The sequence below is a fragment of the Psychrobacter sp. JCM 18901 genome, assembly GCF_000586435.1.
In the GTDB taxonomy this organism is placed as follows: Bacteria; Pseudomonadota; Gammaproteobacteria; order Pseudomonadales; family Moraxellaceae; genus Psychrobacter.
Genome location: NZ_BAWH01000024.1, coordinates 1 through 15,530 on the forward strand (window position 1 = coordinate 1; position 15,530 = coordinate 15,530).

At 43.1% G+C, this 15,530-nt stretch carries 13 protein-coding genes, 1 other RNA gene and 2 pseudogenes; 15 read left to right on the top strand and 1 reads right to left on the bottom strand.

Annotation, left to right across the window (positions count from 1 at the left end):
- Positions 1–151: 151 nt before the first annotated feature.
- Both TT11_RS14450 and TT11_RS14455 read left to right on the top strand, forming a co-directional pair.
- Positions 152–397 (top strand): hypothetical protein, encoded by a 246-nt coding sequence (locus TT11_RS14450; protein ID WP_370587864.1) that lies wholly within the window; start codon positions 152–154, stop codon positions 395–397.
- 62 nt (positions 398–459) lie between these two features.
- The gene (locus tag TT11_RS14455; RefSeq protein WP_261870950.1) at positions 460–777 is read left to right on the top strand and encodes a hypothetical protein; all 318 of its coding nucleotides are present in this window, start codon (positions 460–462) and stop codon (positions 775–777) included.
- Between the two features lie 124 nt (positions 778–901).
- Here TT11_RS14455 and TT11_RS14460 read toward each other — a convergent pair whose 3' ends face one another.
- Positions 902–1,618: an SIMPL domain-containing protein gene (locus TT11_RS14460; protein WP_102091728.1), complete on the bottom strand. Its 717-nt coding sequence runs from the start codon at positions 1,616–1,618 to the stop codon at positions 902–904.
- A gap of 308 nt (positions 1,619–1,926) precedes the next feature.
- Between TT11_RS14460 and ffs the strand changes: the two genes are divergently transcribed.
- The 13 genes and pseudogenes from ffs to TT11_RS17485 all read left to right on the top strand — a co-directional run bounded on the left by ffs (position 1,927) and on the right by TT11_RS17485 (position 15,296).
- Positions 1,927–2,023, top strand: an RNA gene (ffs, locus tag TT11_RS14465) — signal recognition particle sRNA small type.
- Between the two features lie 267 nt (positions 2,024–2,290).
- A complete protein-coding gene (locus TT11_RS14470) occupies positions 2,291–2,887 on the top strand; it encodes a LemA family protein (protein WP_261870951.1) in 597 nt (198 codons plus the stop codon).
- 490 nt (positions 2,888–3,377) lie between these two features.
- On the top strand, positions 3,378–4,658 hold the full coding sequence (locus TT11_RS14475; RefSeq protein WP_261870952.1) for a M48 family metalloprotease: 1,281 nt from the start codon (positions 3,378–3,380) through the stop codon (positions 4,656–4,658).
- A gap of 26 nt (positions 4,659–4,684) precedes the next feature.
- A complete protein-coding gene (locus TT11_RS14480; protein WP_261870953.1) occupies positions 4,685–5,857 on the top strand; it encodes a hypothetical protein in 1,173 nt (390 codons plus the stop codon).
- Between the two features lie 114 nt (positions 5,858–5,971).
- Positions 5,972–6,424 (top strand): hypothetical protein, encoded by a 453-nt coding sequence (locus TT11_RS14485; protein WP_261870954.1) that lies wholly within the window; start codon positions 5,972–5,974, stop codon positions 6,422–6,424.
- Positions 6,425–6,537: 113 nt separating this feature from the next.
- Positions 6,538–6,894 carry a DNA polymerase III subunit psi gene (locus TT11_RS14490; RefSeq protein WP_261870955.1) on the top strand — a complete coding sequence of 119 codons (357 nt, stop codon included), beginning with the start codon at positions 6,538–6,540 and terminating at the stop codon, positions 6,892–6,894.
- 93 nt (positions 6,895–6,987) lie between these two features.
- Positions 6,988–8,115, top strand: a complete 1,128-nt coding sequence (gene serC, locus TT11_RS14495; protein ID WP_261870956.1) for a 3-phosphoserine/phosphohydroxythreonine transaminase — start codon at positions 6,988–6,990, stop codon at positions 8,113–8,115.
- A gap of 322 nt (positions 8,116–8,437) precedes the next feature.
- Positions 8,438–10,243 (top strand): extracellular solute-binding protein, encoded by a 1,806-nt coding sequence (locus TT11_RS14500; RefSeq protein WP_261870957.1) that lies wholly within the window; start codon positions 8,438–8,440, stop codon positions 10,241–10,243.
- 310 nt (positions 10,244–10,553) lie between these two features.
- Positions 10,554–11,333 carry a hydroxyacylglutathione hydrolase gene (gene gloB / locus TT11_RS14505; protein WP_057760343.1) on the top strand — a complete coding sequence of 260 codons (780 nt, stop codon included), beginning with the start codon at positions 10,554–10,556 and terminating at the stop codon, positions 11,331–11,333.
- Between the two features lie 103 nt (positions 11,334–11,436).
- A pseudogene (gene yejB / locus TT11_RS14510) lies at positions 11,437–12,504 on the top strand (microcin C ABC transporter permease YejB).
- Positions 12,505–12,566: 62 nt separating this feature from the next.
- Positions 12,567–13,616 (top strand): ABC transporter permease, encoded by a 1,050-nt coding sequence (locus TT11_RS14515; RefSeq protein WP_370587866.1) that lies wholly within the window; start codon positions 12,567–12,569, stop codon positions 13,614–13,616.
- 1 nt (position 13,617) lies between these two features.
- A complete protein-coding gene (locus TT11_RS17480; RefSeq protein WP_370587865.1) occupies positions 13,618–14,274 on the top strand; it encodes an ATP-binding cassette domain-containing protein in 657 nt (218 codons plus the stop codon).
- A 98-nt stretch (positions 14,275–14,372) separates the two neighbouring features.
- A pseudogene (locus tag TT11_RS17485) lies at positions 14,373–15,296 on the top strand (ATP-binding cassette domain-containing protein).
- Positions 15,297–15,530: the final 234 nt, after the last annotated feature.

Sequence of the window (15,530 nt, forward strand, 5' to 3'; positions counted from 1 at the left end):
TATTAATAGTAGACACTATCTAGGTTGATGGATTATGACTTTATTAGCAAAACCGAGTTTCTTGAAGAGTAGGATTAGAGTTGGGTTATGGACTACGGTTGCTCTCGCTAGTCTTTGTACATCTCTCACGAATGCTGCACCTATTTACAAAGTGGTCGATGAGCAAACCGGTCAAGTCACCTTTACCGACCGTCCACAGGATTATGAGCAGCAAGTTGGCAAACAAGTCAGTCAAATGGCTATTACGACGGGTAATGAGACGAGCAGATCAACTAGTCTGAATACGACAACCAATCCTAATACAAGTCGCCAATCATCAAATGCGTCGCAGACAGTGACTGCTACTGAGTCGCCTGCGATAAATACTAAGGTTACCACGCCAGTAACTATCAGTTAGCCATTACTGAACCTAGCGAAGAGAGAGCCTATCGTCGTCCCGTACAGAATATCGATGTCAATGTGCAGATTAAGCCTGCGTTACAGGTAGGGGATAGTGCCCGTATTTATTTTGATGACAAAGAGGTTGCACAAGGTTTGAGCGCGTCTATTGCTACTGTTGATGTTTTGCCAGGTACTCATACAATTAAGGCCATTATACAAAGCGAAACTGGCCAAACACTTGAGCAAATCACACGTACTGTATACGTGATTCAAAACACGACTACATTGCAAGACAACAAAAGAAAGGCAGCGCAGCTATTGGCTTATCAAAAGCTAGCTTGGTATCAAAAATTGATGTTAAAGCTGCGTCAACAGGAAGTTGCTCAGTCACAATAATGGTCTCAATAATGATTGAATATAATGGATAGATATCGCTAGCAAAATAAAAAGGCAAGCACCGTTAACGATGCTTGCCTTTTTTTAATGTAAATCACTTATTTTATTTTAACTATAAGCTGTCTTATTTAGTTAACTCGATGGTACCGTTAGCAGTCACAGAAATAGTGCTATTACCAGACTCAAAGCTTTGGCTTGGTACTGACTCGTCTGCCATTCCTGATTTCATGCTCATAGCGCTATACATTGGACGTGGATAGTTGCTACCTGTGTTTAGGTTAACATTGACGACGCGGTAGCCACGAGCATCCCAAGCGCGGGTAAGGCTCTTAGCTTGCTGCTGAAAAGCGCGAGAAGCTTCGGTCATTAATTTTTGTTCTAGCGCATCTTTTTTGGTATCTGATACGCCAAAATTAAGATTGTCCATCACTAAGGTTTCTTGTAAGTCAGCAATTAGTTGGCTAGTCGCTGAAAAGTCTGTACTTTTTAAATCTATGTTTGCTTGACCTGTCCAGCCGATGATTTTATCGTTTTTGTCATAGCGTGGATAGGTGCGCTGTTGCCCTGTGCTCACGGTCACGCTAGGGTAGCGCTTGGCAATTTTCATGGCATTGTTGATTGAGGTGTTAAGCATTGTAGCTAAAGTCTTAGAGTCAGTTGCTTGTGCTTTCTTGTACAAGCTGGCTCGTACTTCATCGTTCTGAATCTCTTCTTTTATTTCTGTCTGAAATGTCAGTTGATCGTAGCCTGTTGGCTCTGCATGGGCGCTACCCATCATCGCTGTCATGAGACAAACCGTACCAGAAGCTAGTGCTGCTTTATTCAATAAAGTATTTTTCATTATTATCTCCTAAGTTGATTCTAATAATATATAAATGACAATTATCAACGCTCATTCATACATGAAAAGTTGTCCCTATTGTTCTCTAGAAATCGACATGGGTGCAACTTCATTCACTAAAATAGCAAAATTCATATAAGTTGCTGTGAGAATTTTGTGACCTAAGTTACTGATATAATTTGTGCTCATACATTGCGGACCTGAGCTAATGAACTAAATGACAGTGCTATTTAGGGCCTAAAGCAAACAGTTTTAAGATAGGGGTTGTAAAATTAAAAATTTCTTGTATAATTTGCGACTGGTGGCTCCATTGGTAGCCTCGCAACATTGTTCTATGAATCCCGCCAGGACCGGAAGGTAGCAACGGTAATAGTTATAGTGTGTGCCGAGGATGTGCTGATGGAGTCGCTTTTTTTGCCTAAAATTTGATAATTATATTTATAAAGTATCAAAGACATATTTGTAATGTATTAAGCCCTTCATTGTAAAGGGCTTTTTTTGGGTCAAATTTTTGTCTGATGGTTAGCTAATTGCTTATGTAGTTTTCAATTTAATTTCCTGTTCGATTTCCTTTATAGTTCCGATCTAGTTCTAAGGTTTTATTGATTAATATGAGTTAAAATACAATGTATTAACTTTTTATTAACATTCTAGACACCTTGGAGTTTGATTATGAAGATGTTTGTTTGGCTATTCATTGCATTTTTGGTGTTGGTAGTTGTGATTGGGGTATCCATTTTTAATAAATTGGTACGCGCACGTAACCAAGCAAAGAACGGCTTTGCTCAAATAGATGTACAACTAAAGCGTCGTCATGATCTGATTCCAAACTTGGTCGAAACTGCCAAGCGTTATTTGAGTCATGAAGAAGAAACACTCACTCGCGTCATTAGCGCGCGTAATCATGCTCAAGATCTACAAGACTCTAATAAGCATCAGCCAGACTCGCTAGAGCATATGGCACTGTTTGCAAAAGCAGAAGGTATGCTGTCTAAAGCGTTGGGTCAATTTTCCGCTGTCGTCGAAGCCTACCCAGAGCTCAAAGCCGATAGTATGATCAAGGAACTCATGGACGAACTAACCAATACGGAAAATCGCATCGGATTTGCCCGTCAGCATTATAATGACAGCGTAATGTTTTATAATAATGATCGCGAAGTCTTTCCTAATAACCTCGTTAGTACGACGTTTGGCTTTCGTCCACTCAGTCAGTTGGTATTCGAAGACAGAGAAGCGATTGCTCAGGCACCGATTGTCAATATGGGCTAAGGTTTAGACAATTTTGGCGAACTCTAGGCAGCCTAATCTGATGGATTTTTTTTGGTGAACAGCGGATACGTACGCGGCGCAGTCTATTACTTTATGGACTGTTTTTCCTGATTGTACTTGCTCATATGGCAGTGGGACTGGCTGTCATGTCTATACTGCTGACAGTATTTACAGGCGGTATATACTACTGGGTATTGGTTCTGGTCATTGTCTTGACGTTAGGCAGTTTCGTTGGTGGTAGTTTTTTTTAGAGTATCGACGCCTGCGAGCAGGTGGCCGCGCTATTGCTCAGCGAGTAGGGGCGGTTAGGCTATTCATTGATAACAGCCAAGAAGCATGGGAGCACAGTCAAGGAGTCGCTCATCAACACGAAGCTGAAGAAAAGGTTCGCTATAGTTCACGTCATATAGCAGTAAGTGACGAGCGCGATTTTCCGCCCGTTTATCGTCGCTACTATGAAATCGCTCAACAACTGGCCATTGCGGCAGGTTTGCAAACCCCTATTTTGTACGTGCTACCTGACGAGCAGGGTATCAACGGTTTCGTCGCTGGTCGCCATAGCTCAGATATGGTACTCGTCGTTACTCAAGGTGCGCTAGATAAACTGTCTGATGAGGCGCTATACGGACTCATTGGTCATGAATATGGTCATATATTGCACGGTGATGCTACGTTCAATTTACAGCTGATGGTGGTATTGGCAGGCTTGCAGATACTATACGACTGGAGTGACCCAATATCTAATTACCGTTATTTTGATAGCGATAGTATTTCCCAAAAGTTTCTATCACAGAGACAGGTTGATACGCTTGCACGCAATACAGAAGCGCAAACCGCCAGTTTTACCACGCATAGTGAATGGGTCGCTTATTGGCAGCAGCAATCACAACAACAGCAGTCCTCAGCCAAGCGTCAGTCTAAATGGGTGCAAACGCCACCTATAATAGATCGTCAAGCCCCGCGTAGTGTCTGGACATTGCTACTGCATGGTTTGAGCTTCTCTAGTATGGCAAGCGCGCAGTTGATTAAGCACAGTTTTAATCGTGAGCGCGAGCTACTTGCTGATGCCACCAGCGTTCAGTTAACACGTATGCCTGCGATTATCGAAACCTTAAAAGCTATTCATCAAGACTCGCTCGGCTCGCGTTTGTCTGGCATCGCCGATATCAATGGACTCAGTCATTTTTTCTTTGCTAGTAGTGGGGCAGACTTGGGTGATGTGTCATGGTTTGCCACACATCCAAGCTTGACTGAGCGTATGAGCGCTATTAATGCGGATGCTTATCATGAGTTTGCGGTACAAGTTGCCAAAGAAAAGCGAATAAATCAGCAAAAGGTCAAAGAAATATATAGGCAACGACGCTTAGGTGATTGGGGGGCAACAAAAGAAAATAGCCTAAGTGAATATTTGCCAGAAAGAAACGTGCAGCATTCGTCAGTATTTGAGACTCAAACAGCTGCAACGATTAATATAAGAGACAATAAACAGATAAGTGACGCAAAAGTTCTTGCTGAATCTATAAGCGAAAATCGTAATAAAGATAATGGCGAATTAGAGATTGATGACGGTTTAGAGTTTGCCGTAGAAGCTGATGTGGTGGTCGATGGGCGGCTTCAAGTACAGGCCGAAGACGTTGGCGTTCATCAGCTATTAAAACCGTGGCAGTCCAAACCTGACGCTGACCTACCAGAAAACACATTAATTGGGTTTAATGATATTAAAAAGGTATCACTACCTCAGTACATACTCAACCATAGTCATCATCTTTAGGTGCGCTAGCATTAGTCGAAGCTGTCTTGCTTTGTCATCAGCATCAATCATTATCAACGACTGCCACTTATAGTTTGAATGATATTTGGAATGATGGCTTCTCTGTTGCGACTGACTCGACTTCCCATGAGCAAATATTACCGCATAGGATAGATACTAAGCTGATGACAGTAGTAGCCAGTTTGGACAGGCGTTTAGACAGCGCTTTGATTGAGCTCGCCTTAAATCAATTGCATCAAAAGAATTTATCTGAACTATGTATTGAAGATCTAAAGCTCAAAAGTAAAAACGATCATAGTCACGACAGTCATCAGTACTATAAAAAACAAGAGAAATGCCGTACGATGTTGTTGCGTTATCAGCAGGGCATATTTGAGCTGTTTAACCAACAGCTGACATCTGACTTAACCAAAAGCTTAGCTTATGATTCGTCAGATAAAAATATAGCTAGTGATAACGCTCATGCGGTTGCGATTACTCTGAATAACCCGTTAGCTTTAGCACATCAAAAATCGCCAATATCATCATTATGGCAAGCGCTACATTTGCAGCAGTTACTACCGATATTGTCTAAAGTTTTACAAGATACAGACGCGCAGTCTCTATGGCCGCAAATACTAAAGACTGGTATGGAAGACGTAAGGGCGCAACTAGATCCTTCAAGTCAGGCGTTTACAGGACTTAGTAAATCAGAAGTATCAGTTGTTGTCTTATTGGCTTATCGACTATCAAAAGATGCAAAAGGCCAGATGATCTCACTGCATGACCGATCGTTATTGAGTGAGGGTAACGACAGTGTGGCGCATTATATTGTAGATTTGAGACGGCATGCGCGCTTGATTAATATTGATCTGGTGACAGTAAGCGATGTTAATTTACAGTGGCTATTATTGACCGCACAGCACTTGAATAGCATTCAGTTATTGGCGATTATTTCTGCGGTTCCTGTCTCTGCCAATCACTTTATCAAGCGCTTGGTAGGTGATCCGAATGCTGATAATTATCGAGAGAAGCAACAGGATGGTAGTCAAATAGATTATAATGAAAGTGAAATGAGCCAGCCTACTCATAATGAGTATCGCCAATGGCTAAGTACGTTGCATACGGTGATGTTACACGATACGATAATCAGCCAAGATGAATACGATTGTTTGTTGGCAATATCAGAGCGTTGGCTCGGTATTCGACAGCTGTTTTGATGGGCATGTATTTATTACTTAATTGATAGTATAGCGCATGCTTAATGAGAGCTGCCAAAACCATAAAAATATCTATAAATGATATAAACAAAATGAGTAGGATAGTAGAGTCGAATGAGTGATACCCAAGACCCGCTAACTGTATTACAGCGCCGTGTGCAGCAACGCCAAATTCTAGCGATGATGGGTATCAATCAGTGGGTACAACCTGAGTCAGAAACCATCAATATGACGGACATTGCGACAGTTTCGGTTGAGCAGTCACATATTGATTCCACTGATATTGAGCCTAATAACAATGAAGTAGCGAGCGCTAGAATTGCAGGTACAGTTGATCAACCGTCTGATGGTTATGATATCAGTGATTATAACGATAGCGACTATGTTACCGATGAGTATGAGATTGATTCGCAAGCTACCAATGAACTGACGGCTAGTGAGCAAAGCCTGTTACTTATAGTTTTGATTCCGTTGATTCAAATACGGTCAGTTCAGATGCTGTTAGTTCAAGTACTGAATCTAATTATCATGACATCCCAAGTACTGCATCGAACCAAACTGCTGTAACCTCTACGAATGCACCTATTGAGCAACCTCAATTTGCGCAGAATAATTTTCCGCAAAGTAGTTTTCCACAGAGTGCTAGTGATGACAGCATAAATGATGATAGCTTAAAAAAAGTGGCACCATTTGACCTGCAAGGTGGTCGCTATGGTGACTGGGTAATATTGGTTGATATCAAAGCGCTAAATAGTGACAGTCAAAAACTATGGCAAAACATCACTCAAGCGCTATCAATCACTTGCGAGACAACATCATTCCCGATTTGCGACGGTATGGATACTGCTGAGCTTGCCAATGCCAGTCTTGCAGGATATATTTTTCGAATTGGCAGAAGCGAAGAAATACAAGTTGCTGCACTAACAGCGATACCTGATGGCCTACAACATCCCAATCTGACCACTGTGCCGACATTAGAAGAAATGCTCGCAGACAGTGATGCTAAACGTCAGTTGTGGGAGCAGATATCTCATTGAGTTGTATAAAAACTAACATCGATACCATTGCCTTTATCAACAAACTGAAATAAAAAAACATCCTTTTATTTCATCATACCTAGGACTGTGATTATGCCTACAACCCCAACGTCTACAGCAACTGCCACCCCGCATCGCCTGCCAAATTTTTGTGCTGGTCCTGCTACTATGCCAACAGCCGTATTAGCGCGCGCGCAGAGCGAACTGCTTGATTGGCAAGGTCGCGGCCTGTCGGTCATGGAAGTCAGCCATCGTAGTAAAGAGTATATGGCCATTACTGACAAGGCGGAAGCTAAGCTACGCACGCTTATGGAAATACCAGATAACTATAAAGTGCTGTTTTTGCAAGGTGGCGCAAGTTTGCAGTTTTCTGCGATTCCATTGAATCTGTTAAATGGCGGACGCGGTGACTATTTGACGACAGGAGCGTGGTCAGGTAAAGCAATCAAAGAAGCTAAGCGCTATGAAGCATTGGGTTTGGGCGAGATTAATTTAGTTGCGACTGGCAAAGAGAATAACTTTACTGACGTACCAGCGCAAAGCGATTGGAATATCAGTAAAGACGCCGTTTATTTTCATTACTGTGCTAATGAAACAATTCATGGCCTACAGATATTTGAGCCGCCACAAGTAGATGCGCCAATCATTGCTGATATGTCATCTTGTATCTTGTCGCAGCCGATAGATGTGTCTAAATTTGGCATGATCTACGCGGGCGCCCAGAAAAACATCGGTCCTGCAGGTCTAGTCATTGTCATTATCCGTGACGATTTGATGGGGCAAGCAAGTGAATGGTGTCCTATGCTGCTGAACTATGAGCATCAAGCTGACAAAGAGTCTATGTCTAACACGCCAGCGACGTATTCTTGGTACTTAGCAGGGCTGGTGTTTGATTGGTTGGAAGAGCAGGGAGGTGTAGCTGCTATCGGTAAAATCAATCAGCAAAAAGCTGACTTACTTTATAAGACAATCGATGACAGCAGTTTTTATAATAATCCAGTAGATTCTAAGTATCGTTCTATCATGAACGTGCCATTTACTTTAGCAGACAGCAGCCTTGATAAAGTATTCTTAGAAGAGTCAGAAAAAGCTGGCTTGTTAAATCTAAAAGGTCATCGTGACGTAGGCGGTATGCGAGCCAGCATCTACAATGCCGTACCAATTGAGTGGGTACAGCAGCTGGTTGACTTTATGATTGCGTTCGAAAAAAAGCACGCCTAAGCAAGATAATAACTGCTAGCGTATAGAGTCTTCATATATAAAATATACATCAAGAAGGGCGTAACTAGTCATGGTTGCGCCTTTTTTTATATTTATAAACAAATAATTTGGTCATGCTAGCGCATAGTGATAATAGTATATTGCTATCACCATTAAGTCATATCCACGGCAAACCATTAGGTTAAAAAAACCTAAGTTTGTTATGATAAAATTTTGCTATAACGCTGTTTTGCTGTCAGGCTTTACGTTTTGATATTTATATTGGTTAGCATAGAGGTTTGTTATAACGTCATGATAATAAAAAAACGCCCTGTTAAAAGCCATGTTGCTAACCATTACTGTCAGTTGGATACCGAGCAGTATCGCTGCACCTATCACGACGACCGCGCTTGGTCACAATAGCCCTACTGAGTACATCAATGCACCTTACTTACCTTATGCCAATCCAAAAGCGCCATCAGGGGGTACGCTGTCTCTAGATGCTCGCGGTACGTTTAATAGCGCCAACAAATGGATGACCACGGGTGTGGCGATGATTGGCACAGACTATCTGTATGATACTTTGATGACTGGTTCATTAAATGAAGCATTTACCATGTATCCGCAGCTGGCAAGTAAAGTGACATATGATCCAGATGATACGAGCTGGATTATCTATCATCTCAACCCTGATGCTCGTTTTTGGGATGGGTCGGGTGTGACCAGTCGTGATGTAAAAGCGACTTTTGAGGCGATATTGAACAAAGGCCCCATGTATATTCGCAGTTATCTTAGCGATATCAAAGACATTCAAATCATTAATGATCAACAAGTAAAGTTTGTCTTTGCCTCTGCTGACAACAAAGAGATTTTACTGACTGTTGGGCAGTTTCCTATATTTGCCAAATCTTCCATTGATGCCGATTTTGAGAAAATCAGTCTGTCACCATTGATGGGTAGTGGTCCTTATAAGTTGGGACGCGTCGATGCTGGGCGTTCGGTAAGTTATATACGTGATCCCAATTATTGGGGTCGTGATTTGATGGTCAATCGTGGCCGCTACAACTTTGATATGATCAAGTTTGTTTATTATCAAAGTGATGAGATTGCCTTTGAGGGTTTTAAATCTGGTCAATACCGTTTTCGCCCCGAAAATAAAGCATCGAACTGGGTAACTGGGTATAATTTCCCTGCCGTAAAAGCAGGGCTTATCCAAAAAGAGACGATAACCAGTCAAAATCCAGTACCGATGCAAGCGTTGGTGATGAATTTGCGTCGCCCAATCTTTCAAGATATTAAAGTTCGCCAAGCACTGACAGCTGCTTATGATTTTGAATGGATGAATAAAACCTTATTTCATGGGCAATATGAACGCTTGCAAAGCTTTTTTCATGGCTCAGAGCTCGCCGCAATGGGTACGCCATCTGACGCAGAAATGCAGGTGTTGACGCCGTTATTGTCTGAGCTTGAACCGACTCAGCGCCAAGCAACATTAGCAGAGTGGCAGCTACCCACCAGTGATGGGAACGGCTTTAATCGTCAAGGGTTATTAGAGGCGCGTAAGCTTCTATTAGAGGCTGGGTTTTATTATGAGGATATGAAACTATATCAACCTGATGGATCGCTTGCCCAGATTGAGATTTTGATGACAGGCGAGACCATGGGCCGTGTCTTGTTGCCTTATATTCGCAATCTAAAACGCTTGGGATTTGATGCAACCTTGCGCCAAGTCGATGGGCCGCAATATTATGAGCGTATGCGCCGTTTTGACTATGACATGGTAGTGGACGTATTTGCTCAAAGTCTATCTCCTGGTGCTGAGCAAGCGGCATTCTGGGGTAGCGCTGCTGCTGACGAGCCTGGCAATCATAATAGTGCTGGTATCAAGAATGCAGCCGTCGATAAGGTCGTTGCTGCCCTTGGTAATGCTAAAAATCGTGACGAGATTGTACTGTATACGCAGGTGCTAGATCGGTTGTTGCGCGCAGGGCATTATGTCGTACCACTATACGGTAAGTCTGGCACCAATGTCGCCTACTGGGATCAGTATCGCCATACTGAAAAGCTACCGACCAATGCTGTTGGTATCGATTACTGGTGGGTAGATAAAGAGGCAGAAGGACGTATCAATAAGTATTTAAAGCAGTAGACAGTTTTTATTATAAAGTTTGACCCGATACCGATAACAACAGTCAGCTGAGCATATATGCTGTTGCTGTCAAATAACAGTTAGATTAGGGCGTGTCCTCATTTTAAAAATGGTGATAAAAATGAGATAAATTGCCGTCAAACGAGGAAAATAGTGCAGATAATATCGAGATATTGACCAACTATTTGACGATGTTTGGCAAAATTTAGCTGTTTTTAGCCCATTTAGAGGGCACTCGTTTGAATTGAGGACACGCCCTAGATAATTTAAAATAACACGTAACAAAAATAACTACCGGTAAGGATTTAATATGAGTATTCGTATTCACCCAATCAAAGCATTTAGCGATAACTATATCTGGACATTGATTAATGAAAATAATAAGCAGGCGATTGTCATTGATCCAGGTCAAGCCCAGCCGGTCATTGATTATCTAGAGACGCATGAGCTCGAACTAACATCGATTTGGACGACTCACCATCATCATGATCATATCGGCGGCGTCGCAGAGTTGCAGGAATCGTATCCGATGACTCATCTGGTTGCGCATAGTGAGCATGGCGTCGATGAAGATCAAACTATCAAAGACGGTAGCACGGTGAGCGCATGGGGCTGCTCTGCGCAAGTCTGGGATGTATCAGGGCATACCGCTAGCCATATGGCCTATATCTTAGATATAGATGGGCAAAAGCATTGTTTCTGCGGTGATACGTTGTTTAGTGCAGGTTGTGGACGTGTGTTTACTGGTACGATTGAGCAACTGCATGAGAGCTTTAAGCGTTTGAACGGCTTGCCTCATGAGGCGCTACTGTATCCGGCGCATGAATATACGGCCAGTAACCTACGTTTTGGTCTATCTATTGAACCTGACAATGAATCGATGCAGCAAGCCTTAGCACGAGCAGAGGTACAAACTGAACAAGGCATGGCAACGCTACCAGTGACACTAGAGCATGAGCGCACGGTAAATGTGTTTTTACGTACACAAGAGCCGAGTGTAATCGCAGGAGTTAAATCCAAAATGCCTATCGATGATGAGAAGTCGTTAACGGTATTTGCAGCGTTACGTGAGCTGAAAAACAACTTTTAAAGTAAGTTTTTAACAAATAGTTTGCTTTTAAGCACCTATTTAATACACCACAATTCGCTGCTGAACGTCATTGCTATCTCTCTTTATTTAGGAAGTCGCCATTATGGGTCGTTATATCTTAAAAAGACTACTACTGATATTGCCGACACTATTTTTGATATTGCTTGCCAATTTTGTGATCGTACAGGCGGCACCGGGCGGGCCTGTTGAGCAGCAGCTGGCAATTATTGAGCAGGGCGCAAAAGATAATGCGCTTGGCGGTAATATTGGTGCGGGCAGTGCAGGTGGCAACGACAGTACTTATCAAGGCACGCGTGGTCTCTCTGAGGAGATGGTCGCTGCGATCAATGCTCAATATGGCTTTGATAAATCCGCTCCAGAGCGATTTTGGCTCATGCTAAAGAACTACGCTCAGCTAGATTTGGTGAGTCGTTTTTAAGGGCAGTCGGTGACCGATCTTATCATAGAGAAGCTGCCAGTCTCGATATCGCTTGGGCTGTGGAGTACGTTGCTCATCTATATGATCGCTATTCCGCTAGGCGTCTATAAAGCGATGCATCATGGCTCAGGCATTGATAAAGCCACTGCTATGCTGCTAGCGATCGGACATGCAATACCTGTGTTTGTCTTCGCAGTGATTTTACTGGTTTTCTTTGCAGGTGGCAGCTATTGGAATATCTTTCCATTACAGGGACTGACGTCCGAAAATTTTGATCAGCTAAGCGCGCTTGGTAAAGTAAAAGATTATTTTTGGCATTTAGCGTTACCGCTGCTGGCAAGTACTGTAGGCGGTTTTGCAGGTTTGACCTATTTGACCAAATTCAGCTTTTTAGAGGAACTAGGCAAGCAGTATGTACTGACCGCTCGTGCTAAAGGCTTAGGTGAGCGTCAGGTGCTATACGGCCATGTTTTTCGCAATGCGATGTTGATTATTATCGCAGGTATTCCAGCCGCTATCGTTGGTATCTTCTTCGCGGGTAATTTTTTGATTGAGATTATCTTTAAACTTGATGGCCTCGGTTTACTAGGTTTTGAAGCCATTCAACAACGCGATTATCCAGTGATATTTGGCACACTATTTATCTTTACCTTAGTGGGGCTGCTACTGCAGTTAATCAGTGATTTGAGCTATCACTTAATCGATCCTCGTATTGACTTTGAGGGGCGCTAATGTCAAATAATCAACCTTCACCAAATCGCAGTACTATTAATAGCGAACCAGATAAAGCGCCAATGCCTGAGCAGCTATCTACCACAAAAAAGCAACGCTTGAACCCTATCTGGCAAGCACGACTCAATCGCTTTCGTCAAAATAGACTTGGGGTGATATCGCTGTTTGTTTTCGCAGTGATATTTGTTATTTGTATGGCAGCTAACGTCATTGCCAATGACAAACCTTTACTGGTTCAATATCAAGGCGATTATTACTTTCCGGTATTAAAGGCCTATCCTGAAACGACGTTTGGCGGTGTATTTGAGACCGAAACCAATTATAAAGACCCTGCAGTGCAGTCGCTGATTGATGAGCAAGGGTTTTATATAATGCCGCCTATTCCGTTTGCCGACCAGACGCCCAACGTCGAGCTTGGTCTGCCTTATCCAGCAGCACCCAATGCTCAGAACTGGCTTGGTACTGATGATATGGGACGTGATGTGCTGGCACGGATACTTTATGGTATGCGAGTGTCGTTACTGTTTGGTCTGGCCTTGACGCTTGCGGGTGCACTGATTGGGATTATCGTCGGTGCGGTACAAGGTTATTATGGCGGCTGGGTAGATCTGGCAGGGCAGCGATTTATGGAAGTATGGGGCGGTATGCCTCAGCTGTTTATGATTATTATTTTGGTCAGTCTGTTTAGTCCCAGCATTATTATGCTGTTCGCCATGATGCTACTGTTCGGTTGGATGGGTTTGGTCGGTTTGGTACGGGCAGAGTTCTTACGAGCCCGCAACTTTGACTATGTGCGAGCTGCACGCAATTTAGGTGTTTCGGACAGCCAAATCATGCTTAGACATATCTTACCCAATGCGTTAGCTTCTAGTTTGTCGCAGTTGCCATTTATTCTAACGGCCAATATTATCGCTTTGACTGCGCTGGATTTCTTGGGATATGGATTGCCACCTGGCTCGCCGTCTATTGGTGAGCTAATGGTACAAGGGAAGAACAACCTTGATGCACCATGGCTTGCCTTGTCAGGATTCTTTAGTTTGACCTTTATTTTGTCATTGCTCATCTTCGTCGGCGAAGCGCTGCGTGATGCATTTGATCCAAGGCGTTCTTAATATGACTAAAAATATTATCGCCACCGAGCACAGCAACGCACAAAATGAAATCCCTAATAGTGCACAAGATAAGCTTATGCTAACCGTAGATAAGCTTACTATCATAACTGCTACAGGCATCCAGTTGGTCGATGCGCTGTCTTATGAGCTAAGACAAGGGCAAACATTAGCCATCGTTGGTGAGTCAGGCTCTGGCAAATCAATTGCCAGTCTTGCGCTATTAGGTCTGTTACCAGATAGTTTGACCATCACGGGTGTGGTACAGCTTGCAAATACGGCAGGTATGTCTACCTTGCCCATAGCGAATGATAAGGCGCGTAATGCTGCATTGCAGTCTATTCGCGGACAGAGTATCGGTATGGTGTTTCAAGAGCCGATGACCGCATTAAATCCGTTGCATACGGTCGCCAAACAAATCGCTGAATCGTTGCGTCTAGTTGGCGTGCCTAAGAAGCAATGGCAAGAAACCAGCATTGCTTTGCTAAATGATGTCAATATTACAGATCCTGCTGACAAGTTGAACCGTTACCCACATGAGTTATCAGGCGGTCAGCGTCAGCGAGTAATGATTGCGATGGCATTGGCTCAGCAGCCTGATATTTTAATTGCTGATGAGCAACGACTGCGCTCGATGTTACCTTGCAACATGAGATTTTAGCGCTACTAGATGATCTCAAAAGCAAGCACAATATGGCGATGATATTAATCAGTCATGATCTCAATTTGGTCAGGCGCTATAGTGATGAGGTCATCGTTATGCGCCAAGGTCAAACCATCGAACAGGGTCAAACGTCAGCGGTATTTGATCAGCCTAAAGCTGATTATACCCGCACACTTATCAAGCAAGACTTTGGGCAAGCATTAACCATAGAAGACGATAACGCAGATAAACAATCAATCGTATTAGAAGTGACGCGTCTTAACGTACAGTTCCCAATTGAAAAAGGTCTGCTTGGAGGTACCAAGCGCTGGTTCGATGCGGTCAAAGATGTCGATATGACGCTACAAAAAGGCCAAGCATTGGGTATCGTCGGTGAGTCTGGCTCTGGAAAAACCACCATTGCGCTGGGGCTTAGCCAACTACTGAGCAACCAAGCACGTGTGAATGGCAGATAGTGGTCAACGGGCAAGATATCTCAGCATTGTCCAAAAAAAGCGCTACGTAACTTCCGCTCGCAGATACAGATGGTATTTCAGGATCCATTTGCCAGTATTAATCCGCGTATGACGGTCATGCAAATCGTGGAAGAAGGATTGCTGGTACAAGACGTGGAAAAAGTTGCCCGTCAGCAAGCGGTGCTAGATAGTCTTGCTACGGTACATCTGCCTTTAGCATTTGCGCAGCGTTATCCTCATGAGCTGTCAGGTGGCCAGCGTCAACGGGTGGCACTGGCGCGTGCACTCATTATGAAACCAAGCTTACTTATATTGGATGAGCCGACCTCTGCGCTCGACAGTACCACACAGGTCACAGTAGTTAGTTTATTACGTGAAATTCAAGAAAGACTGCAAATCAGCTATGTTTTTATCAGTCATGATCTCAAGGTAGTACGTGCACTGTGTCAGCATATTATGGTGTTAAAACAAGGCATTTGCGTAGAATCTGGACGTACCGAAGATCTTTTCAATCATCCACAACATACTTACACTCAGCAATTATTAAGGGCAAGTACTGACTAGTTTAAACGACTTACTGTAGCCACTTAGATTGATCAATCAAACTAAGCGACTAAAATAAGCGGCTTGGTATAAAATTGACACATCACAGTTCATAATAATAGCGACATAACGAAAAAAGCAGTGGTACAATAATTTTAGAGAGCTGCCCATTTTATAATGCTGTGATGCGTATCTTTATACATTCTGGCGCTCGTAAATTAGTAATATTTAACTGGCTGGCAAAAACGGTCTTTA